This is a genomic window from Marinomonas phycocola (assembly GCF_047525455.1).
Classification (GTDB): Bacteria; Pseudomonadota; Gammaproteobacteria; order Pseudomonadales; family Marinomonadaceae; genus Marinomonas.
In genome coordinates, this window is sequence record NZ_JBLIXL010000018.1 from 1 (window position 1) to 24,539 (window position 24,539).

Sequence of the window (24,539 nt, forward strand, 5' to 3'; positions counted from 1 at the left end):
AGATTCATTTTGATTTCTGGACTTTAAGTAATTAGTTCGACTCTTTAAGTAACTTATAAATTGTTGATCTACCAATACCAAGATTTTTTGCAACTTCAGTAGGGCTAATCCCTTGATCTATAATATAGTAGACAGTACCGAATTTACTCTTAATCATTATTTTGGATAACTGATGGCTGTAGATGTATCCATTATAACACAAACTAAAATTGTGTAGAAATAGTTACCACAATTAACCACAAATTTAATTATAGTGGCCTTTAGGGATATTTGGAAAAAAGGCAGAGCCTTGGAAGATTGGTAAGCAACAAAGAAATGAACCAAAAAAACCTAAAAGGGCGTTTAAGACAGTTTATCGAAATGCTCGTTTAGATTTGAATACTTTATCTATCTTTATGGTTATTAAAGGTGAAACCCTTATTTGAAATGTCGTCTCAGCAAATTAAATTAATGAATGCATGGAATGCACAATATCCCGTATCTGATTGGGAGTGCAAACGAGCGTCAAGGATAGAGAAAATACAAGGCAATAAAAATTCAGTGCTAAATGCAGTCTGCGATTAGTATTTTCGAATAATAAATATTAGTACATAGACTGTTCTCTCACTTTCGCTTTAGTATCAATACCTTTTAGCAGGCCTTTGACTGCACCAGATTGCGATAACACCTTGCCTATCCACAAAGCTCTCAACATCATCACCAGCGTTAATATGAGCAACAATACATTGCTCTCCGTTAGCACAAACACCACTTACATCCCAACTTCAATGTGGCCTGAGCCACTTCATACGGAATGAGAAACTTGGCTTTTTTGACGCAGATCTTCAATGTGGCCTGAGCCACTTCATACTATGCCACCATCGAGCGCGTCTCCCCTGTAAACTTCAATGTGGCCTGAGCCACTTCATACGTATTAGTGCAGCGAGCAGTATTTTCTCTGCACTTCAATGTGGCCTGAGCCACTTCATACTTTTTAGAGCTCCAAGAAGGGGCTAGATGCTGCTTCAATGTGGCCTGAGCCACTTCATACGACCGAAGTCGAATTCGAGGGTAAGCGAAACGCTTCAATGTGGCCTGAGCCACTTCATACGTGCCAAAGTAAGGCACGAATGTTTTCAAAGACTTCAATGTGGCCTGAGCCACTTCATACTATGCTCATATATCTAAAATATCTTAATTTTCAATACCATAGAAAAACAATCAAAGAAAAACCCTTATTTTCGATAGATTCCTAAGTTATTGATTCCCATGATTATATATCTTACCTTAAAACATTGGTATTCCATAAGCCATCTGTTTTTTCCCTTTCCAATTTTGAGAAGAGCCCGTTCTTTCGTCCAATCACGAACGGTTTGATGGCCCGCTCTGCACGGTTGTTGTCGATATGGCAAGTCAAATATTTATGTATTTTTCATATTCTAGTATCACTGTGATATATGTCACTGTGATACATTAAAGAAATAATAAAGGAAGTTGTGTTTTTCCTCATCGTTTAACGCTTTGTCTGAGACTTCTTGAAAATTTAGACGGCTAATGAATAACAGTAAGTCATTACATTGTTTGTGAGAGAGTTCGAGCTTGATTGTGTTTGCCATAGTCCATCCTTGGGCTTAAAATACTTTCATTATTATAGATACATAACCATAATTATGTTCAGTAGAGTAGGGAAATTATACCTTAACCCCTCACATGCAATTCCATCTTTATCAACCTCCTGATAGACTCTTTTCAACAGCAACCGTGTTTGTATCACATTATTAGTCTTGGATGAACCGGGTAAAACAGTTCAAAGCAAAAGTTACATGTGGTTTATGAACTTGCGCGTCACTAACTGCCTACTAGATTTTTAGCTAATAAGTGGTAATCACAGGATAAATCCCCTAAGAAAACTTTTTGCAGCGGAGCCTATTCTTTTATATAAAAGAGGCTGAGGCTGCAATGAGCGTAGAGCAGGCTTTGCGACGCGCGATATTTTCTTATCATGGAAACAGTGCCAATTGCCTGATGTCAGGCGGCTTAGATTCCAGTGTCGTTGGATATTGGGCGGTTCCAACGTACGGCATTTTTGCCACCAGCCAACCGAGAGATAAATACAATTGAAAAGTGGGTGATTGCTCAAGCAAAAGCACAAATCTCTTTCCTGCTAATCTAATTTATTTTCCATAAACAATAAGTCATCCATTTTCAGAAGATCATCATCCATCAATATATCTGCGCTTTTTGACAGTAAGCTAGACCTCTTAAAACCTATATTATCTGTTGCATTATCAGCGGCACGGATTGATTTCTGTATATCAAGCGGCCTAATTACATCATTTTGAGTCCTAATGAAATCTTGAGCTTTATTATATGAATCAATAGAGGCTTTTTGATTTTGGTGACCGTAAGGCTTATCTTCTCCATCTAAGTCAACAACAGAAATTGTCTCAATCTCATCAACAATAGGGCCAGTCGGTTTACTCTCTAAAAAGACAGGAGCCTGATCAAATATTTCCTCTTCATCATAATTGTCAAAATCAATGACTACTCCATCATTTAAATTCTTGTTATTAACCCCTTCTCTTGATTCTTCTTGGTTCTTCTCCGTTTGATCTTGCTTAATTCTTGCTGTCAATATCTCATCAGCCGTTGCATTCAATCTAACTTTCTGGCTGCTCTTAAGCCAATGAGCAGCAACACTGGCCGGAATTATTTCACCCTCTAATTCGTCATCTTTGCTTTCGGATGCAAACAGTTGGTCACTTGTTGGAGGAATAACTGGTTCACTACTTATACTTACTTTAGGGGTATTCTGTCTTAAGTCACCAAAAAGAAAACAATCTATACTATTAATCCCAGAAAACAAAAGTACTGAATTGAGCAACCTTTTGTCAGTTTTAATTTTGTTAGATATAAAATGATCCGACTCAATAATATATGACCCTAATTTTTCCTGATTAGACGCTATCGGCATACTCGCATCAACACGATAGGTTGTAGTAGGTACAGTTGGCAATTGAGTTACAACCCGAAATTGATTCGCAATAAAAGTATTGGTATCGTAGTAAAAAGATGAACCACGAGTTATGTGGTTATCACCAACCATCATGAAATCACCCATCGGGAACTGATCTTGTCTAAATAACAGTTCAGGATTAAATACTCTACGGGTAATTATTTCATTACGTTCGTCTGTTAAATGGTTTTTATTCTTACTATCTGTTAATTTTCTCCCAACAATATGCATTTCTGGAAAGAGGGGCTGGAGTAGGGATACTGAGCGTTCAGTTTCTTTCATGGCCATTAAAAACTTAAGGGCGGTCGAACCCGCTATTTGCCCATGCTCTAATTTGTTAGTTTCCTCTGCAGCAATTATGTCCTGAGAGCTATATATTGCTCCAATCCCCAACCCCCTTGCTTGGGCAGCTATTAAACCCAATCCACCAGCTTTCATACCAGCAAAATATTCATCAAAACAGAGCAAATACGGATTATCCTTAGCCGTTCTAGCACTAAACATAACCTTATCAGCACTTCCATGAAAATTAGCACCTATTCCTACTCCTAGAGCTGTTCTCGCCAAGTTTAGGTTGGTCTTTGCTATATTCTCCGAATCAGATTCAGATAAACTAGCTGTAGGATTTATGTTAATAGCAATCCTGCGATTAGTTATTACATCGGATGGATTAAATTCAGACATAGGAGCTTCATATATTTGAGGAAATTCATCTATTAATAGTTTCAAATGTGGATCTGCGTTACTTACGAAGTTAGTAAATAGACGAACAGCATCTTCATTCTGTTCTGGATTTTTGTCTTTATAGGCAATATTCAAACTTTTATACGTTGTTTCTAACATTGAGCTTTTTATATCGTCAGGGATTCTTGGATCATGATAAAGACCAATGAAATTCTCTAGACTCATGGCATTACGAATTACTGACGGTGTGATCAATAGAAGATCTCGTTTTTGAAGATCGTGGAAAGTTGGAATAATGGTCCTAACTATTTTTGCAGCATTTTGAATAAAGAACGGATCTTTTGCTCCGGATAATGCATCGCTCATAAATGCTGCGAGAAAGGTCCAAGTATTATAAGGGTTGTCAGAAAGCATTTGGTTAGATGTATTTGAGTTACGAATGACACTACCAAGCTTGCCTGGTTTATTGAAATTCTGTATTCGCATACAATCAACACGACCAAATCTCAGGGCAATTGAGTAATATTCACCAAGTAACCTTACCGTACCCTTAAAGTCCTGCATCCACATACCAGAGCCTTGAGAGATAATATTCAGCAAAAATACGGATAGTATGGTGCTTGTTTTACCGGAGCCAGAACCAGCCAAGATATAGGTATGAGTTAAGAATTCTGATGAAGATTTCCATATTTGCCTATTAGTCTCATATTCTGTACCAACATAAAAACTGCCACATATACCATCTTTGTCTCCAAATCTGGTTTTATGAAAAAGAGGCAGCTTGGCGGGTAAATGACTATTTTCCTTCCTTGTGGAAGATGCAGCTCGTGAAAATAGGTATACTCCAATGAGGACAATTGCGATTGATCCTTGAGATGCAAGAATGAATGCAATACAAACAAAGAAGTTCAAAATGCTATATATAAGAAAGGCTGGCCGAATGAATATGAGCTTTAAGATTTGTTCAGCCAAGGTGCCACGGTATCCATATATCTCTTGAGTGTCGAATATTTGATCGTCAGATAATCCTGTAACGTCAATTTTTTTCTTTTTAGCAGCCATTCAAATAATCCTAATCAACTTTTTGTCCACCAAGAAACTCTTCAAGAGATATATGGTATTCAGGTTTCAGCCAATTTTCGAAGTTAGTCATATAATACAAAATAGATTTTGTTGCCTGATCAATGGAAGAAAAACTCATTTTCGCTAAGTTCTTATATTCTTTAGAAGAATAGGAATTACGATTTTGAAACTCAATGAATGAGTAGATGTGTAATTGAAGTTCAGAGAAGCTAATCCCGTTGGAGTCAAATACACCCATTTCTTTATTTATGACAATATCATCTCCATTTTTCTGAATTATAATTGAAGAAAGTTCATCGGATATCTTGGAAGTCATAGACCTTTTCAAGTCGTGATCATTTTTTGAGTTAATTACTTGCTTTAGCGTAATATCATTTGTTTGTTTTATGATACAGACATATGCCATTTTACAATATAGCTCGTAGTTTATATCCTCAACCCATTGAAGACCTTTCAAGATATTTTGGGCGTTTTCTGTCTCTATTTTTCCAACGTAAACTTCATCTAACTTCGTAATGAACGATGTAAGAATATAGTCCGCCATATTGTTAAAGCGGAGAGTTTGGTCCATAGCTATGGATAACTTACCTCTCAAAAGTTTTTTAACAATTTTGTCATTTCCCAAAACAAAAGAAAAATCAAACTGTTTATTTTTTTTACTTGAGGAAGTCCTAATATCATTAACGCGTTTTACGATGGCAGAATCAGAAAATGAGGATGTACTAGATAACGCTTGTATTTGTTTTAATAAGAGGTGCTCCCATACCACATTTGAAAAGTCACCTCTTTGAGTTGTGTAATTATTACTTTTGTCGAAAACAGAAATTTTATACAAATCTAACCAACGACTTAATGGCGCAATGACTTCAATGTATGAGTTGTTTTTTATTGTGGATGGATCACCAGAAAAAGTATGAAGCAGCAAATACGTCTCTCTTTCAAACGCCTTGACCCAGTTAAACTCTGGCGGCGATATATCTGCGCCAGTAGATTTTGCATGAGCATAGCAAGAGAGAACAAACTCTTTTTGGTATTTCGAGTTAAAGATGGTTTTGTTATCAATTTTGATTAATAGCTTTTTAAGGTCGGCAAGCTCTTTTTTTCTATCAATTTTAAACTCTTTCACTTCTTTAGCAGTCTCAATCTTCTTAAAAATACATTTTCGAGAAAGATCTCTCAGGTAATTTTGAGATTTTGTCTTGTTTCCAATCCCCATGGAAAACATAAGAAATGCCTTGCTCAGTGCGATTTGAATATCGCTCAAATCATTGATGTCATTGATTTTCTTTCCTAATGATGAGATCAGTTCGTTGTGAAGAATGTTAATATTTATATCTAATCTTCCGGCATACTGTTCAAGCGCATAAATATCGTCTACGACCTGTAACCCATTTTTATGCGGGAAGTCTTTAAAGAAAAGGGTTTTGCTATCTAAACTGACCGCTCCAATTTTTATTAAGTAACGAATAGGGCCGTACTCCTGCGAAAATGTGCCAAAACGCTGAAGATCAGGGTTAGAAACCATTTCTGAACCATATAAATACCCAGCGGCAATCTCAGGAAACTCTTTCTCTTTTATTTTAACAAGGTTATTGATTGTTGAAATTTTATATCTATACGTATAAGGCAACGTTTGTCTTGCATACCGTTTAATCATAAAAAACAAAAAGATTATTAATAGCGGCAAATAAAAAGGCATAGATACATTAATATGTCTAATAGCCCTTGCTTCTGGCACAACGTAACGCGCGTTATTAAACTCTCTTAAGATATCTAATGTGTATTGCTCAGGTAGATAAGATGCAAGCATAGGCACATAAGAGATTAAGCCGTGAGTGGCTACCATAAAACGATATGCTGGGTATTTTAAATAGGTATTTGCTCCAAAATAGATAAGGAACAAAGCAACAAAAATTAAAATTGTTCCCCATATTATTGAGGTTTGATTTTCTTCACTTTGATAAGACATGCTCATTATTTTAATTTTTTCTGGTAATCAGTTTATAAGAGATTGCAAATAGCATTAATGCCATTAGAACAAACACAATTTTTGTGATGATTGGCAAGTTGCCGAAAAAAATAATGGTCGATAAAATTAAAATCGGTGTTCCATTAAGCAATACAAGATAGTAGATATTGGTGGGTTTAGTTAGGCTGGTTTTTCTTATCTCTGTTAACTCCTCGTTGTTGTTTTTCTTTATTTTTCTCAGTGATTTTTTCGTCATCACACATAGTAAATATATTTGACCAACAACCCATTTATATTCAGAATAAAGTTTTCTAAAATCTATTAACAAGCGAAAGAATGGAAATAGGGCATATCTCCACCAGCGTTTATCCTTTCCTATCGTTTCATTCCATTCATCTGAAACGACCGAACTAAAACTCTTTTTTTTATCAGTCATGCTAGCTCCATTGTTTTCTTAATTAATTGCGTCAGACCTTCGATAGACGTTTGGAATTTTTCAATAACTTCTTTTATGGTGACTTCACCATGAAAGCCATCAAGAGCCATCAACATTCTTCGGGAAACATCAGTGGCAATTGCATTTTTTGTCATGATGTTTAAATGAAGACTCTTAGATGCAGTAACTTCAGTTAACTGATTAAGAGCGCTTATGCATTCAGTCAATATTTGCGTATGCACTGACTCGTCAAACCTGCTATCAGATAAAGTTTTTTCAAGTAGAATACTCATTTCGACGGCCCACAATCCGTTTTCAAAAGCCATGTCCACTATGAACTCTTTATCTGTGCACGAAAGTCCGATCGCTAACTCAATTAATGAAGTAACAATTTCTTCTGTTTCTTCTATTGTTTGATAATCAGAAACAAGCATTGCTTTGGCTATAATAAAATCAAGTCTTGTTGCAGTACGTGACTTTTCCATTTTCGGCAAAGAGTTGGAAATAGTTTCTCTAAGCTTTACAAAATTGTCTGAAACCTCTTGCTGATCTTTGGACTTCGAAAGCAGGTCTATTAGAGGGCTTAGTGCTATCACTTTATCAATAGGGTGGAATGGAGTTTCCACGATTTTTATCTCATTCATACAGATTTAAGTCTTTTTTTAAGAGAGGATGCACTGTCTTGAAATTTTCCCTTAAGCCTGTCGGGCAATTTACTAGACTGGGCCATCTCTATGGCTTCTACATAAGAAAGAGCATCATCTGAATCCGTTAGCTCAAAGATAAAACCATTTATAACTTTTCCTTTTTTTAGCTGATCAATAGCGCTTGATGCTAGAGCCAACATATCGGTAGACAGGTTAACCAAAGCTCCATTAGCATTTAGGCGCCATGAATTATTAAACAAACCATCTGGCACGGTTATCATGGTTATGAAGTTGGTATATTTATGACCCATTTTATGCAGATTAAGAATGATCGTTAGTGCTATTGGCCAACTAAAGCACGGGTTCGCCAAATATTCAGTTCTGTAGAAAGTCACATATTCACCGCGCGATTTAGGATCTTCATCGTTAACTTCATGAATCATTATCCCTTTAGCACCTTGACTATCTAAAAGATCATGTATGAATTCAAAAAACTGACGCTCTTCAATTATTTGGTCAATATGTCGTGATTGTTCTGGATGAACTCTGCATGCGAACTTTGTTTTGTCTCTTTTAGATTGAACCATTTGTGTCGCACAGGTCGCACAAATAGTTGAAGCATGGAAGCGCCGTAGCTGATTGCTTTTTGTTGAACCATATTTGTTTTTTTGCATCATTTATCTCGCTTTGGATAACTAAATTGACGACATACACTGCATTTAAGAGTCACGAATTTTTCGTTTGTATCTCGTTTTTTTCCGACAAAAGTTTTCAGAATACCGGTGCAGTCTTTATCTAAGTGCTGCTTCTGGCACGCAGTCCCATGTCCATTAGCATTCTGAACAGGCTTATTATTAAAATCGCTCGTTGCGGCACCACAAGACTGACATCTCCAATAAGTAGAGTTTTTAGATTCAAGCTGTATTAACTGAGAACCACACACTCCACACTCATAACCCGTTACTTGTATAGGAGACTGAAAATCAAAGTCGTCAGGATTATTGATATAGTGATTTACCGTTTTATTGACATACTCATCATAGGTATTCTTAACTTCGCTCATCTTTTTTCTTTTATTCATTACGAAGGTCAAGTCGCGCTCCATTTCACAGATAAGCGAAAGGTTCGTTATTTCATAAGGCAATGCGTCATACAGGCTTAAGCCCATTTTTGTTGGGAGGATGTAACTTTTTTTCTTTTCTATACTTATTTCTAATAATTTGTAATTTATGGTTTTTTGCAATGTACCTGCTCTTGTTGCAGGACTGCCTAGACCACACACTTCTGCTTGTGTGAAATACATCGCAAGTTCTTGATGAGACTCAGGGATGTATTTATGGATATTTTCGAGAGCTTCAATAATCTCATGCTGCTGGAAGCGCTTAGGGGGCTTCGTTGAAGATCTTGATGCTTTAGGTGTGCCAGTAAACTCATCTCCAGGATTAACAATTGGCAGTGCCTTCTCCTTTTCTTCCATATCATCTGATGGTTCAAACTGTTTCCAACCGAACGATTTTATTGTATTTCCAGTCGCATTAAGTGAGTAACTTCCAACCCGTGCAGAGATTTTTGTGTGTTCGTATTCAAAGTCGTCCATGAACTGCATAGCAAAACGCCTTGTTATTTCTTGAAACACTTCCCACCTAATACCAGACTTTTCTTTATCCCATGATTTACCTGTAGGTAGAATTGCCGTATGAGCACTATCATTTTGTTCTCCCGCTCTAATTACGAAGGAAGTTCTTTTGCTATAATTTATAAATTCCTTTCCAATGCCTATGTCTTCTAGCAAACCTTGCAATGTTTGTTCGGCGCGTGCCCATTCGCTAAATTCAATTTTGTTATCATCCGTTCTTGGGTAAGACTGGTAACCATCATCATAGTTAGCCGAGGCCGCTTCTAAAACTTGAGAAGGGCTATAATTAAAGCGTTTGCCAAGTGCCACCTGAAGAGTTGATTGCTTATGAGGCTCTGCTGGCGATTCAAAAACTTCCTTTTCTTTCACATCAACATTTTTAACAGGCTCTTGGCTGAGTTCACTAAGGACGCGGTCTTTTTCTTCTATATCGGTGATACGTTCTAAATCGACTTTGAAGCGTATTTTTGTGTTATCGACATTACGATATGCATCATAAAAGATGTTATAAAACGGTGTAGGTTTAAAATTAACAATTTGATAGTGTCGCTGGCACACAATACTAAGAATGCTTGATTGTATTCGACCTACTACGGCCGGAGATCTCATATTCACATTATTTTTTTTTGCTAAAACCGTAAATAGACGGGTGAGATTAATGCCAAACTTGTAATCAAGCATACTTCTACAGGCTTCAGAGGCAGCAATCGGAAGGTATTGCCTGTACTCATCTAAGTTTTCAAAAGACGAGAATTGCTCAGCTAAACGTTTTGGATCGTGCGTTTTAATCCCTGAACGTTTTAGGGGGCCTTTATACCCCGACATCTTTCTAACTAAGTCAGCTAAGTAAACACCTTGCGGATCAGGATCAGACGCTAAAACAAGAAGTTTGCAGTGATTAATAGCCTCATTTATAGTCTTTGCCAACTCCTCCTTACCCTCAATGACTTTGAATTCACTTGGGCATTCTATTGGTAAAGTATCTAGGCTCCAGATCTTATACTTAGGATCGTTCTCATCAGGCATTTTAAAGCTGTATAAATGGCCGTTTGTATACGTAACAAAACATGTTTGTTCGTTTAACATCCCTGTATAACCTGATTTTGTGGCTGCTGAATTTTTAAGCAATGTATTTGAAAACATCTCGGCCACTTTTTTCTTTTCAGTCATTATAACGACGGTTGCATAGGACATGTTAGTTTAAAAACCAGGTTAAAGACCCTGAGTTTTTCCTTTGTTAATTCCTGATGTTTTAGTCTCTGCTTTTAACGTTTCTGCCGTTACCTTCTGTTGCTGACTAACTGAAACTTGCGTATCTAGTTCAGTAGATAATTTGGCTTTCACTTTTTCGACTTCCTGATTCACATCTGGTGCGACATGTACCCATGCACCCTCATCATTCTTTTTGAATACAGGAGTACGCATAGCGTATTGGGCCAGTTCTTTTCGATCTAATGCCTCTGTACGACCCTTACCCTCAGATGTTATGTAAGGACATGGGTGGTCAGATGGTGAATTGATCCAATTAAACTCTCTCTTTGAAAGCAACTTACTTTGTGCGAGCCAGTCATTAATTAATGGCACGACATCTTTGGTTGCTTTCATGCCATATACAGATGTGTCTTCTTTAATTTTTTGGGCACCTTTTCTGTATGTATCTCGGCTATAAGTCAAAAGCTCGATCTTTTCTGAAGGTTCGATATTTTTTGCTCTTAAGAACTCCTCGGTTTTAGCCAGCAATTCCTTATACTTCGGCACAAATGGATGGTTAGAACCTTCCATAACAGATTTTTGGTTTACTCTGTAGACATAGTGACCTTGCTTAACTTGAGAGCTAATATCAGTTGCTTGATATGACTGTATAGGTGAGCCAGAAAGATAATCATGAAGCGCCATCCTAAGGAACTGGTGATGCTCTTCTTTAGCATTTGAAAATCTCAATTTATTATCTGAAGAATCAGAATCACGTAAGAACCAGTAATCCTTAATGCGATCCAAATCACTTTGTTTAAGGTTCCACGTTAGCATGGAATCAACGTAAAAAGGTGATATAGAGCCTGCAAGCTTATCCGCTGCGTCCTTGTTCATGTCGTATTCTTTAACAGCTATGCTGGTGGCAATATCAGAGGTGGTATTCGTCATTTGCTTATAGTGGTAAGGAGCGCTGGGATAGATGTTTTTATCTCCGTCCTCTTCTATTAAATACTTATAGAAAGCTAAGTCTTTAGGAATGATGGCAACAGACTGATTGACTCTGCCTGCAGTATGATTCGCAGCAGGCCCAGATATTAACTCTTGGTTATCTTGTATGAATTTTTCCTTAAGATGTGTTTGCATTATAATTCCTGCATCCACAATTTCAGGTGGCAGGGAACTATTGTTCTTATACTCTTCAATACTCTTTTCAAATTGACTGATTTTTTTCTCATATAACTCTTTGTTTCGAAATATCCCTCCGCGTTGAGAAACAAATCCATCAATCATTGTGTACAAAGGTGTAGTCAATATCTCATCTCTATCTACGACATCAACAAAGCGATTGGAGTACTTAGTACCTAGTAGCTCACCACCAATGTTCTTACGACCTAATATCCGCTCCACAGCTTCCACTTCATTAGCTTGTGATACGAATTCATTCGCTAATCTTTGTATATCAGTCATTTTTTTGATTTCATTAAATGTTGCAGTATCCACCCCCATTGCGAACACATTAAACGAGCGCTTTCCCAGCGTTTTAAGCGCCTCTTTAGGATCAAAACTACCGACATTTGAAAATGCTTGCTTATTGCCATCTATTTCCTGAAAACCCGATCTGACGATAGGAATATCTTTAAGATGTCCTGCAAATTGTTCTGAAAAGATTTGTTTTTTTGTTAGCTCCAACTCTTTTAATGACTCTCCAGTACTATCAACAAACGAAACTAAATAATTTTCACTTTGTCCTATTGGTTGCTGGAGCCTTATGACGCTTTTATCAGATCCGTCGTGCTCAAAATAGAAAGCTTCGTGAAACTCCAGTAAAGACTTTAAACTCTCTATTCTATCGTCAATGGGCTCATTTTTTTCAACTGACGCTGTTTCAGGCGTTATAGCTAATATTGATTTATTGACGAATTGTTCTAATGCTTCATCATCAGTTAAAAGGCTAGCGAATGTTTTTCTAATATTCGTCGTTTTCTCTAATTCCGCTACGTGGTCAAGAGCATCCACAAAACGCTCCTCATACATAGACCCAAATCGACCCGTATAAGCGGTTTTAAGCGCATCTGCAAAGTTGTGCATTTCATGTTCTAAATGATCAGAGCCGGACTTTTCTAAATAGTTTTTATAGATAATGAGAGAATTAGTGAACCATTTTTTTGCATCGGCATTCTCGGAGATATTAGCCCCTATCTTCAAATATAGGGTAGTCGGTTCACCTGCAAGAACGGCTTTAGCGTCTCGTTTATTTGACTCAGACACAATCGTTTTACCAGTAATCTTCTTGATTGACCCAAATAGTTCTGTTCCACCGGATTTCAAGGGAGTCCCATCTATGTTCTTTAGAACTCCTTTTCTGTCAATTTCAATTTCATCAGCAGTCATACCAAAAGATCTACCTTCTGGTGAATTAGCCGTGATAGTTTTGCCGTCAAAGGTAGATAAAAGTTTTGTTTTAAGAGTAGAACCAGATGGCAACTCAACCACTCCATCACCATGCAGCTCTACATCCACTTCAACAACAACACCGGACTGGATAGTGTCTTGCCCATTAACTCTCAACGGAATTTTTTGGTTTACAGTATAACCACCATCATCAGGTTCAGTTATTTCAATAGGACACTTATCGACTTGAGCGATAAATCCAGTTAAATCACCCGTATGGGTACGAATTTCATCATTAACAGCTAAGTAATGATTACCAAGTGTAAAAGAATTTGCTTGGTAAAGAGGATGACTTGCGTTCACCTCAACATCGTTTGAATCAATAATTTTATCTTCTACGTCGACAAAAGCTGGCGCAAATTCTGCGGTGGTCAATAATAGGGACTTGAGATCTTGCGGATATTCTATTGGCTCAACAAGAGTTCTTTTTACTAACTCTTTTATTACAATTTTCGATGATTCATGAGAAAGCAAGAATGGATCACCTTTTTCAATTGCATGATCAAACAGCTCAACAATTTCGCGTTCTGATAATGTTTCATTATCGTCTATTTCATCAATTGCATAACCTAATTCAATCGAATCAGGAACTTTTTTAGGATAAACAGTTACACCTTCAAAACCAGAAAGGCGCTTGATCTTAAGTGCTTGATTAGACGATGAATGGGGGGTTGTTATGTCACTTGGGTCTGTAAATTTAGGAGTTTTAGAAAGATCATCATCTTGTCTTCCGATATTAGGAGAATGAAGTATGATATTTTCCGTATTTTTGCCATCTGCCTTCAAAGAGGCGATTGCCATATAAGATGCCATCATACCAACATTACCAACCAACGGTTTATAGATGTCGTTATCAGCAACCAAGTCTATATCTGTTTGGCCTTCCGATTTATTGTAGGCAATTTCTAGCACTTCTTTAATTTTACCCGCAGAAACGGTAGCGATATAATTTGTGTCACTTGGATCGCCAAATACTTCAGCATTCAAATACACATCCATCACGCCTTCGCCAATGCACCAATCATGATCTTTATGAATAGATCCAATGGAATGTATGGCCGTTCTACCTGCACCAAGACCGGTTTCTGAGGTGCTTAAGCTATACCCTAATTTTTTCTTACTAGAAGAGGCTGCACCATTTTTTGAACTACGTTCAATGGTTTGATACGAAGCTATTTGACCATCGGTTATTTCTTCACTATTTGACTCTGACATGATTGTTAACAATGCATGCAGAACTTGAGTGTCACCTTTTCTTTCGAGAGCAAGATTCGGATTTTCGATTGGATTAATGTTCTTTCTTTCAAATTCAAATGAACCCCTTAAATCTTTTCGTATCTTGCTGTATTGAGATTGGTATTGATTCAGCGCAATTTCATCTTGTTTGGCCTTATCTTCTTCGGCCTGTAGGCGCCTTAGCTCACTAGCCTTTCGATTGTCGTCAATTTCTTTTTGAGTTTTTAGGCTAGATAGCCCAATACCAATTCCGTCCTTGAAATCTCTTAATTTCTGATATGCGTAATTAATACCAATGGTTCGCAAATTTATAGATCCAACTGATCCAGCCTTACCGTGCTTGTTGAACGATAGCGTAATATTGCCATCGCCGTAATCCCTAATTCCACCCCAATAATTCTTGCTACTTTTTCCAAGTTTTTTCGAGTCTAAGACAAGGCCACCACCTTGTTGTCGAAAATCACCTGAACTTATTGAACTCCAGTCTAGGTCAACCAAACTAGCAATTCTAGCTGCTTCGGCCTGCGCCACAGAACCAAACGGAGCAGAGCCACCGGAAGTAAATATTTCCGCAGCATCACGGTCAGTATGAAAATACTGAGACACGTAACCAAACTCTAAATTGTTCGCCATAGATCGTAATCTATATCTATTTGGATCAGCTAGCTCAGGGCTTTCTGTTAAGTTTGTTCCGGCTTTTAAAAGAGGTTGAAGACTAGAATATACTTGCTCGAACAAAACCCCCTTGACCGTTGCATCCGCTGCGAAAGATTCCCCTCCACTTTTTTTCGCCTTAAATGAAGAAACGACTCTTTCTCGTGTTGATGTTGAGTGCTCTGCAAGTACTTTGTCTAATCGCTTATCACCAGCAATAAAGAAGAATGTATCACGAGCAAGCAATACAAGAGGGGCCGAACCCGTCATCTCATGAATCTGAGCTGACGCCACTTTAGCTTTTTCAGATAATCTTGGAGCAGAACTGGACTTAGTGCTATCTGGTTGAATAGCAATTGAATAGACTTCTATTGGGATCTCTTCGCCTTCGATTTTCTTTTCTTTGAACTTACCTGAGTTTTGAAAACGATCATTAATATAAACCTTCTCGGTGATATTAAACTGATTACTTTTTGTTGGAACGACCATAATCTCTGCTCCAGTTTTGTAAGCCATCTCATGAACTATGGCGGAACCAGGAGATATTGAATTTTTAGAAGACACTGAGTTCAATGTCATTTCTAGAGACGGGGAAAATTGTGACAATGAATTCATTACATCATTTAATTTGGCATCATCAATAACAACTAAATTTTCGCCAAACGATATGTTTGTAAATTCACTTTCTAAAACTTCAACAATTGAAAGGTCGTTCGGTGATTGAGTATCGAGTGAAATACTAACGCCACCATTAACTGGTGCTATATCAAATGATCTAGAAGTATTATTTTCACCAAATTTGAGAGTTAGTCGCCTTGCCTGAAGAGTGTAATCTCTTGATTCCATGACGGATTCACCCACGTCATTGAGTGAACTGGTAATGCTTTCCAACTGGGCAATAGCTTCTTTTACAGATGCCTCTTTAGGCTGAATTAATAAGTTTTTCCCAGCGTATCTAAAGCCAATACTCGAAAGTGCAAGCATTTGTTTATTAGAGAATGTTTCTTCATCAGCTTCAGGTGTAATAACAACACACTCTTTTGAATTAACATTTGTTTTATGTACTTTAAAAGTTGATGATTGATCTAGTTTTGCAATATACATCAGTGAACTCCTAGAGCCCGAAAGTCAGTGCTCAATTCAAATATAGCTGGAGAGAATGCCATACCTTTTTTTTGGGTAACATCGGTCAACAGCAGCAACAAATCCTTTGTTGATAATTTCGACATTTCTGTCAAATCGGCTTCAAAATTAGTAACGCAAGACCCCAATATCAGTCTTCTATCATAGATAGAGTCAAATACTTCAGAACTTGAAAAATGCTCGGCAAAAATCTTGAGTTCATCTATTGTCGCGGGAGCCTTACGTTTAATTTTCTTTAAAAGCTTAGTTAGCTGAGATTCTGTTTCTAATAAGAATACGTTTAATGATTCTGATAATTGTGAATAGTCATTATGTATTTCTGTTGTCATCAAGCCTAGATTGGATCTTGGTTCATTTTTTAACCCTGACTCTATAGAAGAGAGTTCAGAGGTAGTGAACGATGTCCCACAAGATGAAGTATTTACAAAATCCATATCGTATTCTAAGTGAATAACCTTAATTAGCTTAGCCAGAGTGTGAGAAGCAACGCCTTTATTGGACGTTAGAATTGATTGAGTTATCGAATATAAGGCTGGCACATCAAATGTTTGAGTTTTGAACTGATATGAACAATTTTTAATTTGTTTTAATTGAGATTCGTATGTTGAAGCAATTCGCACCGACATTTCTTGCCATAAGACCACTTCATCTGGAAAGCCTTTAAATATCGGTAATACGATATCTAGTCCACCTGTAGGATTGTTCAATATGAAAAGCAACGGTGAGATCTTGAACGAACAATTTTCGAAAAAATCCTTTATCTGTATTATCGTTTCGGCATCACAAATATCTTCACCACCGTACATAATAGAGAAAACATCGATATACTCACTCAGACTTGCGTCAATATTCAACCAAAGCTTTGCATTTTCCAGGGTGTATTTGAGTATGTTAGGTTCGGCACTCTTTATTAAGTAACTAATCAAGAGTGGATTGGCCTTTGTTAGTGAGTCATGAAGGTTTGCGTAAGCATATTCAGATCTTTCAGATAATTCATGATCTTCATTGGAGTTTAATTCTGACGAATATGGCATAACTGAAGTAGAAATTTCTCTAACCCAATTTACCACTTCATTTGTGTCGACCATTCCCCTCATCAATCCATGTTCTAATGCTTCTACAGCAATGATGTCGAAATATGACTGTTTATTCTTAGATCCCACTGAATACTCCTAACTTATTTATGACATCATCTGATGACTTAATGACTGTTAATTTTCCGTTGAAATACAAACTAGGCACCTTTGGTGTTTGGTTGATATCGCTGAATAAATATTTCAGCATGTAGGTGTTGATACCAATTGCTTCGTGTCTTTTTTGAAGGTTTATACTGTCTTTTATGAAATCAAACTCGGTTGGCTCTGTTCCAACTGATGCCAAAGTGCCGCAATTAATACGACAACCTCCATTTAACTGACCATGCCTAGCTGGATTGCTTAGATGCCAAAGCATTTGATTTACGATTCGATCTACTGGTGGCAAAGCCCGAACAAAAATAATATTTAATTGTTGGTTAATTTTTTTATTGTTTTTTAAATCAAAAATAACACTAAGGCATTGCCTGCACGTTAAGTCAGCAAATAGCACAGGAGCCTTGTGATTGGAGGGTTGTGGAGTTAAATGCTTGTATGAAAACTCGGAAGGCAAGCTCTCAGCTAGCGCTTTAGGGGCTATTAATGTAGCAAATACTATTGCGCTCGCTATAAAAAAACTTGGAATACTCATGTCATAATCCATATAATATTTAATATTAATTAATTCTATACGTTATTATTGAAGATTAACAATTGTTCATTAATAAAAATATATTGTGGTGATTAAAAATTATGAAGAATGAACAGCAAGGCGACTCTAACGACTTCAATGAATCTATGTTAGAAAGAACGCGCGAGACACAGTCAGACCAGATAGGCTCTGACTTTCCATTATTAAGCCAGGTGAAAACTACCAGGCGAGTTGCATCTATCATGATATTTATCTGTTTTCTTTTATCTATAGCCACATTAATAAGTGCAGTATTAATTATTAAATTGGCTCATCCTGAAGTGCGAGAAGTCGTTTCCTATATCAATGACGAACAACGAGTAATTTCTGAATTAAGCATTAAGAGCGTTCCATCGATTAATTCGAGTGATATCTTTGTCACTGAATGCCTCAGAAAGCTCCATACATATACCTCCTCTGGGTATGCCCGAGAACTAACTTCAGCTCAGTACTGTATGGACCCTTCAACGTTCAACGATGTGCTAATTAGGTGGGGAGAATTTGTAAATAAATACTTTGCAGAGAGGAAGATTGTAGGTGGCTTCACTGTAGATTCTATTGATGTTAGGTATGTTCATGACATCACATCCCCATCACCATACGGCAGTATCGGTTGCTCGAAGACAATAATGAACAGATACGCAGGGTCTCTTAACTGCAGAACATTTTCTTTCGATGTCGAGACTACAGCAAATAATTATGCGACGGGCAAAAACAGTAAAGAGTCGTTCACCGGATACCTAAATTTAATTATTGGCACAAGGCAAAACATGCCTAATGGTATGTACATACAGCTAATTGACTCAAAATAAGAGATTTAAGAATGAAACTATTTCCAAAAAAACTATTTGCGCTTTGTGCCATTACCTTTACCTCATTTAATCTTGCAAGTCTTGCGCTGGCTGCAGATGAATCACCAAAAATACCATTTAATATCGAAGATGTTTCCCGTAACGTCATGTTAACTAATCAGGGACCCGTTATTAGTGACCCCGTAAGAGTTGAAGCAACTCTTTCACAGCTTCGACAACATAAGGTAAACAAAGATCAAATACTATCAAACGCATTCGACAATGTTACCCCAATTCGTCAGCCAATCTTCATATCAACCGATCCTTCGGCAGAGCTAGCCGAAATATATGTGACTCAATCAAAACCAACAACAATCGCTTTTCTTACAGAAGATGGAAAACCTTTTCCAGTTACGTCATTCATTACTAAAAGCATGGATAGCCAAGTATATAACTCCGGCCCCACTGAAAAGTCTGAACAAAAAGCTACAAACTGCACACGATTTTGTATTCAAGATATGGCAAACAGTTCCCATATTTTACAATTCCTCACCAACGTAGGTACCGGGTGGACCACTGTTGATTTGGTTCTTGAGGGCATTCCATACCCTATCTCTGTAAAGCTTGTCGCAGGATTAAAATATCACACATCTTCTCAAGCAATCATTGTTAGTGATAATGACCTTAATAGTAACGTGGCTGAAAATCAGGAGCCAACCTCTCTTATTAGGGTGCTTTCGACTTTAGCGAATTACGGCACCATTCCTGATGGATCAAGAGGTAAAACGGTATATAACAAAGAATATGCAAAAGCACTGGTGAAAGAGTCGGCATCTAGAGGACTTAAACTTGAATACATGTCACCAGAGAGATTTAAGCGGCCTTTAGCCAAGATCTATAAGACTCGTATTGATGGAGTGACTTATTATTTACTTCGCACTACAGGCGTCCTTAAGAGTCCTGAATTCATCGAGTCAGCACCTTCAGTCTCCATTGCTCAGCGCGTTTGGGCTTATGCCATTCCTGCTGAGAACTTAAACAACATACTTTCGATAAACTATGCTGGTGGGAATCACATATATGCAATTGATCGTCCGAATCGACTATTAAGTAAACTCAACTAGGAGAATTAAGTGAGTAAACTCAAAACTCGGATGGCCATTATTGCATTAGTGCTGGCTATTTTCTCTTTTTTGTCTTTGTCATTTATTGATATATCTATAATCAAATCGGCACTCGGAATAGAAGAAAAAGTTGTCTCTACAGTGAAAATTTCTAAAACTGTTCCTTTGAATGCTGGGGAACTTGCACCGGAACAAAACACTGATGAGATAGTAAATAAAAAACAATTCGAAGAAGATTTAATCGTTCGTAATGACATAGAGAAAAAGCGGATTGGCGAGAGGTTAAATTCTCAGGCAGGAGCTATTTATGTTCCAGAGAAAATGATTGAGTTTGGCGCACAAAGAGAAGAAGAAAACTCAGCCTCAGGATGTTATTCATGCCCAGGAATGAGTGACGAAGAGCTATCAGCTCGCATAAAAAAAGCATTAAGTGAACTAGGAACAATACCTACAGAAAAAGAAGATATTATCCTACAAGCGGTCTTATTGGATGATGGACAGCTCGCTTACATCGATGACCGTCCATTATACTTAGATGACAACTCAAACTTTATTAATCCGATTGATAGCGCTCCTCTAATAATTGATGGAAAGCTACTTACTAAAGATCTCCTTGAATCATCTCCAGAGATCATTTTGACATCGAAAGACGGAACTGACTTTTATTCCAATATAGGCCAGAAGTTAGATAAACGATTGTTAGATGAAAAAGACCTCAATAACTTACAACACAATGGTCGTAAAACGTACATCGATGACAATAATATGCTTCGATATGTAGATACTAACGATCCTGTTTATGATGAAAATAATGAACCAGTATTTTATTTCAAGGATAAAGGCTTTGTAACGGCAGAAGGTAAGCCAAGCAAACTTGGGAATTCACTTAAAACAAAAAATAATGAAATCGTACTTGCTGATGGTCAGGTATTAAGCTTGCCATCTATTGGCAAGATTACGGATAAAGACCTAAACACACTCAAGTACAACGGCAAAGATGTCTATTTAGATGACAATAACATGCTTAGATTTGTTGGAAGCGATGAGGCGGTATTGGATGAGAACAACCAACCTATTTTCTACAAGGAAGGTATTGGTTTTATAAATGCCGACGGTGCATTGTCCTCTATAAATGAAAACCTAACAAATGGCGAGGGTTATACCGTTACACCGAAAGGAGAGGTTCTTCTACGAAGCACGTTAAATACACAAGCAATGAGCGGAGACCAAGCTAAAATAGTTGCATTAAGAAACGCTAAGATTTCTAAAATGGAAAATGCCAATGATGAAAGTAATTCCTCGAACGACCAAGGACACACGACGCTTGGGAATTTCTACATCAACAGGAATAACCGACTTCTTTCATTCGATAAAGAGCCTCTATTGTTCTCCAAATCTGCAGCCATACTTGATGAAAAATTAGCAATTAAAAACACCTCTATTAAGTGGTCCAAGGATGTTAATGGTTTTGAAAGCACACCGATAAAACCTGTTTTCTTCATAGCTCTCCAAACAAAGAGAGTTTTTTCATTTGACGGTACAGAGATTTCAAAGGAGGAAAATAATCTCATCGTCCGTGATGGTTTTTTACAAACCAAAGATGGGGGCAGCATTTTCTTCAATACAAATAAAGTAATGGTAAACAAAGAAAAGGAACTATCTGCGAACGGAATAAAAATCACCAATTTAACGAATAAGCAAATATTTTTTGACGAGAACCAAGGAGCCTCTGTCACTAGCGATCTTCCAGACTCCGTAGATGGAATTCTAGTTAACGAGAATAGGGTAGCCATTGATAGGCTAGGACATGAAATCCACAAAAATTCAAAGTTATTCAACTTACTCGATGGTTATAACTCTATAAAGTTTCTTACTAATTCTTTAGTCCTTCGTGATAACAAACCTATCTATGACTTAACGGGCAATAGAATAATTATTACAAAAATTGAATTAGATCAAGGGAGGGCATTAGGTATTTCTAACTCCCAAGGCGTTTCTGTACAAGACCTTACTGTTAAATCGGTTGATGGCCTTCTTGCTCTTCACAAAAATAATAAGCCATACGACCCGATAAATGTTTTTGTGAGTGATGAAACAGGAAATAAAATACCACTCGTAAAACTAAATATTGAATTAGACCTACTTGGTACCGGACTATACGTTTCTGAAAAAAACTATGTCTTCTCTGACCCAGAAGCGCTGCATGTCGTTTTATCCAACCAAATGGAACCAGTAAAATTCGACGGGCGATTGATTGTTGATTCGAAGGGTAAATATCTCCCTATTTTGCAAACAACTAAAAATCCATTTGATGACAGTCTCCTTAATATAGATGGCGGTATTTTAATGGATAAGGAAACAAGAATGCCATTAACTGACCCATCGAACGGTAAATTTAGAGTCATTAGCAAATCTGATATTGATAGGGTGGTTTCTAACGCTACACTAATGCCTAATATTAGAAATACACCGGATAGAGCTTTGGACAGTCTTTTAGGTGTTTCAGAGTCTTCATCAGGAAGGTTGTATCTGAGAAATAAGGTTATGACCTCAGCATTAGAATCAATCTTAATGAGCGATAAAAGTGGAAATGTAAGTAGTACCTACGCCTTTGACTCACCAAAACTTGAGAATCCTGTATTGGTACCAAGTGAATACCGTGACTACTACAGGGTCGATGGCGGCTTGCTCGCAGACCAAGACGGGGCCATAAAACAAACTGACTTCTATGTCATGAATGGCCGATTTATTAGAGAAATTAATGGTGAAGAAAAAGCTGTTACATTAATCCCTCAAATGAAACTGCTTTCATTTGATGGTGTACTTGTATCAAATGGGAAAATAATTAATTTCGATCTGCTTTCTCCAAGCTTCACCAAGGACAAATTAAATGTAGTAGGTAATTTACTTGCTGATGATGAGGGAAATCTCCTTCTTAAAAACAAATCAACCATCGAACTAATGAAAGACGGTAGCCTTGTAGATGTGGCCACCAAAAAACCAATTCAAGGTGCGCAAGGCAATGCGTTTTTGGATAAAAACATTGGAATAGTTAATAAGAATGGGCAGGCTAATAATATTCTTTTGCGGACCTTGGATGGGGATATCATCAACGAAAAAGGAAGAAAAAGCATATTGAAAAACCTAACAAGACGACCCAACATAGACAAATTCTTTTTTGATGAACATGACAATGTTTACACAGCAGACAGAAAACCGCTTCAAGTAAATGAACAGCAAGTAAAAATCGATGAAGAAGATAGTCTGTATGTTGGTACAACGCCTTTGACTCGTGATGAAAAATTAATTGTTCTTACAGATCAAGGCTTGGTTACCCCTACGGGAGATTCAACTGGCCTCATATTCACACCTGAAGGTGCCATTCTGGAAGATAATCTAGAACCAACAGGAGATTTGTTTAATGATGTATTGAATTTTGCTAAGTCTCCTTTAGATATATTAAAAGGAGGGGTTGAAGAAAAATCCATAAACAACCCGCCTGTCAATGTTGAAAATAGATCTCAGTCGAACTGGGACCCAAAATCCTCAGTAACGAAGGAAGACACTAACCAGTCAAGTGAAAGCGATAACAGTCAAAGCAAAAACAAAAGAAAAATTGGCAGATTAGATGAACCTCAAGTTGTTTGGTTGACCGAGGCTGAAATGAATAATCTTTCTGGGTTTGATCTCGACACTATGAATCAAAATATCAATAATTTATCTGCGATTGTAAACAGTAACTTTTCATCTACGGCCAGGCAAATTCAAAACCGTAGTGGAAACTCAGCAAATTCGTCACCAAATAAGTTAGGCTCTTCAAATGGTGGTTCACCTACTAACTTTAACAAATCTACTAGCGATTTTATTTCAGGTATTGAAAGTGTAGGTGAGGATGTAGAGGATACTAATCAGCCTAAAAAAGAGAATCAATTTAGATACGCAAGAGTAGAGACAATACCAGAGGATGCTATTTCTGTATTTAGAAAAGGTGACCGGCACAACGCAAGGGTAATCGTGCCGTTCTCAACGTCATCTGTTGGAGGCTCTGCTAAGTACAATCCGATGATAGAAATTACCTCTGGTTCTTTGAGAGGCGCTACAATGGAAGGCACTGTTGTTTTGACATCTAATGACATTGTATTAATGTTTGAGAATGATCTTGTTCTTAGAGATGGCACAAGAGTGCAAACAACTGGACCATTTGGTATTTCTATAGATCCAAATACTGGATTTGCTGGAACAGGGGCCGAAGTGGATAACCATTTCTTTGAGAAATTCTTTAAGCTTGCCCCTTTTGTTATCTTTTCTAAAGCTGGTGAATGGATAGAGCTTGTTAATACCCAAGTATCGACTACTACAGGGATCACAGGGCAAAACTCTAACACTATAGCTGAAATGCCTAGCGCTGATGAATTTGCTCTACTTCTTGCGGGTGAAACAGCGAAAATAAGTAAAGATATCATTCAATCTGACCTTGACGCTTTAACAAGATCTATTAAGTTAATGGAAGGAAAAGAAATCGAAGTTGTTATAACTCAGGATATTTTTGCAAGAGAATCCGACCTGTACCCAAACTAATACATTACATACTTGCTATCAGGGGCTGACCTAGCCCATAACTATCTAGGGTCTTGATTGACATCCTCCCCCCCCTAAGGGGTGGAGGTTCCTACTGCTAGCGCTTGATGCCCCAAGCGGAGAATGGACGTGTGCTACACAAAGCACACGTCCA

The 24,539-nt window shown here is 37.4% G+C and carries 16 protein-coding genes, 1 pseudogene and 1 CRISPR repeat array; of the genes and pseudogenes, 5 read left to right on the forward strand and 12 right to left on the reverse strand.

Features of this window, described 5'->3' with window-relative positions:
* Positions 1 to 31: 31 nt before the first annotated feature.
* Positions 32 to 157 carry a helix-turn-helix domain-containing protein gene (locus ACMUMJ_RS12490; protein ID WP_414679183.1) on the reverse strand — a complete coding sequence of 42 codons (126 nt, stop codon included), beginning with the start codon at positions 155 to 157 and terminating at the stop codon, positions 32 to 34.
* Between the two features lie 269 nt (positions 158 to 426).
* Here ACMUMJ_RS12490 and ACMUMJ_RS12495 point away from each other — a divergent pair, with 269 nt between their 5' ends.
* Entirely contained in the window at positions 427 to 564 is a 138-nt protein-coding gene (locus ACMUMJ_RS12495; protein WP_414679241.1) for an endonuclease, read from the forward strand.
* Between the two features lie 19 nt (positions 565 to 583).
* Here ACMUMJ_RS12495 and ACMUMJ_RS12500 read toward each other — a convergent pair whose 3' ends face one another.
* Both ACMUMJ_RS12500 and ACMUMJ_RS12505 read right to left on the reverse strand, forming a co-directional pair.
* Positions 584 to 742, reverse strand: coding sequence for a hypothetical protein (locus ACMUMJ_RS12500; RefSeq protein ID WP_414679184.1), 159 nt, complete (start codon positions 740 to 742; stop codon positions 584 to 586).
* Positions 743 to 762: 20 nt separating this feature from the next.
* A CRISPR array of direct repeats spans positions 763 to 1,150; the repeat unit is 28 nt; unit sequence CTTCAATGTGGCCTGAGCCACTTCATAC.
* Between the two features lie 165 nt (positions 1,151 to 1,315).
* Positions 1,316 to 1,384: pseudogene (locus ACMUMJ_RS12505) on the reverse strand (IS66 family transposase); the annotation flags it as partial.
* A 554-nt stretch (positions 1,385 to 1,938) separates the two neighbouring features.
* Between ACMUMJ_RS12505 and ACMUMJ_RS12510 the strand changes: the two are divergent.
* On the forward strand, positions 1,939 to 2,100 hold the full coding sequence (locus ACMUMJ_RS12510) for a hypothetical protein (RefSeq protein WP_414679185.1): 162 nt from the start codon (positions 1,939 to 1,941) through the stop codon (positions 2,098 to 2,100).
* 43 nt (positions 2,101 to 2,143) lie between these two features.
* Here ACMUMJ_RS12510 and ACMUMJ_RS12515 read toward each other — a convergent pair whose 3' ends face one another.
* The 9 genes from ACMUMJ_RS12515 to ACMUMJ_RS12555 form a co-directional block, all read right to left on the reverse strand.
* A complete protein-coding gene (locus ACMUMJ_RS12515; protein WP_414679186.1) occupies positions 2,144 to 4,741 on the reverse strand; it encodes a type IV secretory system conjugative DNA transfer family protein in 2,598 nt (865 codons plus the stop codon).
* Between the two features lie 10 nt (positions 4,742 to 4,751).
* The gene (locus ACMUMJ_RS12520; protein ID WP_414679187.1) at positions 4,752 to 6,731 is read right to left on the reverse strand and encodes a secretion/conjugation apparatus DotM-related subunit; all 1,980 of its coding nucleotides are present in this window, start codon (positions 6,729 to 6,731) and stop codon (positions 4,752 to 4,754) included.
* Positions 6,732 to 6,741: 10 nt separating this feature from the next.
* A complete protein-coding gene (locus ACMUMJ_RS12525; protein WP_414679188.1) occupies positions 6,742 to 7,167 on the reverse strand; it encodes a hypothetical protein in 426 nt (141 codons plus the stop codon).
* On the reverse strand, positions 7,164 to 7,811 hold the full coding sequence (locus ACMUMJ_RS12530) for a hypothetical protein (RefSeq protein ID WP_414679189.1): 648 nt from the start codon (positions 7,809 to 7,811) through the stop codon (positions 7,164 to 7,166). The genes ACMUMJ_RS12525 and ACMUMJ_RS12530 overlap by 4 nt, the downstream gene beginning before the upstream one ends.
* Complete coding sequence (locus ACMUMJ_RS12535) at positions 7,808 to 8,491, reverse strand: hypothetical protein (RefSeq protein ID WP_414679190.1); 684 nt, start codon at positions 8,489 to 8,491, stop codon at positions 7,808 to 7,810. The genes ACMUMJ_RS12530 and ACMUMJ_RS12535 overlap by 4 nt, the downstream gene beginning before the upstream one ends.
* Positions 8,488 to 10,593, reverse strand: coding sequence for a DNA topoisomerase (locus ACMUMJ_RS12540; protein WP_414679191.1), 2,106 nt, complete (start codon positions 10,591 to 10,593; stop codon positions 8,488 to 8,490). The genes ACMUMJ_RS12535 and ACMUMJ_RS12540 overlap by 4 nt, the downstream gene beginning before the upstream one ends.
* 69 nt (positions 10,594 to 10,662) lie before the next feature.
* Complete coding sequence (locus tag ACMUMJ_RS12545) at positions 10,663 to 16,089, reverse strand: hypothetical protein (RefSeq protein WP_414679192.1); 5,427 nt, start codon at positions 16,087 to 16,089, stop codon at positions 10,663 to 10,665.
* On the reverse strand, positions 16,089 to 17,291 hold the full coding sequence (locus ACMUMJ_RS12550; RefSeq protein ID WP_414679193.1) for a hypothetical protein: 1,203 nt from the start codon (positions 17,289 to 17,291) through the stop codon (positions 16,089 to 16,091). Before ACMUMJ_RS12550 ends, ACMUMJ_RS12545 begins: the two co-directional genes overlap by 1 nt.
* The gene (locus ACMUMJ_RS12555; RefSeq protein WP_414679194.1) at positions 17,281 to 17,853 is read right to left on the reverse strand and encodes a hypothetical protein; all 573 of its coding nucleotides are present in this window, start codon (positions 17,851 to 17,853) and stop codon (positions 17,281 to 17,283) included. Before ACMUMJ_RS12555 ends, ACMUMJ_RS12550 begins: the two co-directional genes overlap by 11 nt.
* Positions 17,854 to 17,954: 101 nt before the next feature.
* Here ACMUMJ_RS12555 and ACMUMJ_RS12560 point away from each other — a divergent pair, with 101 nt between their 5' ends.
* The 3 genes from ACMUMJ_RS12560 to ACMUMJ_RS12570 are packed head-to-tail and all read left to right on the forward strand — an operon-like array spanning position 17,955 to position 24,385.
* Positions 17,955 to 18,704 carry a hypothetical protein gene (locus ACMUMJ_RS12560; protein ID WP_414679195.1) on the forward strand — a complete coding sequence of 250 codons (750 nt, stop codon included), beginning with the start codon at positions 17,955 to 17,957 and terminating at the stop codon, positions 18,702 to 18,704.
* 11 nt (positions 18,705 to 18,715) lie between these two features.
* Positions 18,716 to 19,807: a DotH/IcmK family type IV secretion protein gene (locus ACMUMJ_RS12565; protein WP_414679196.1), complete on the forward strand. Its 1,092-nt coding sequence runs from the start codon at positions 18,716 to 18,718 to the stop codon at positions 19,805 to 19,807.
* Positions 19,808 to 19,816: 9 nt separating this feature from the next.
* Positions 19,817 to 24,385 carry a TraB/TrbI/VirB10 family type IV secretion system protein gene (locus tag ACMUMJ_RS12570; RefSeq protein ID WP_414679197.1) on the forward strand — a complete coding sequence of 1,523 codons (4,569 nt, stop codon included), beginning with the start codon at positions 19,817 to 19,819 and terminating at the stop codon, positions 24,383 to 24,385.
* Positions 24,386 to 24,539 lie beyond the last annotated feature (154 nt).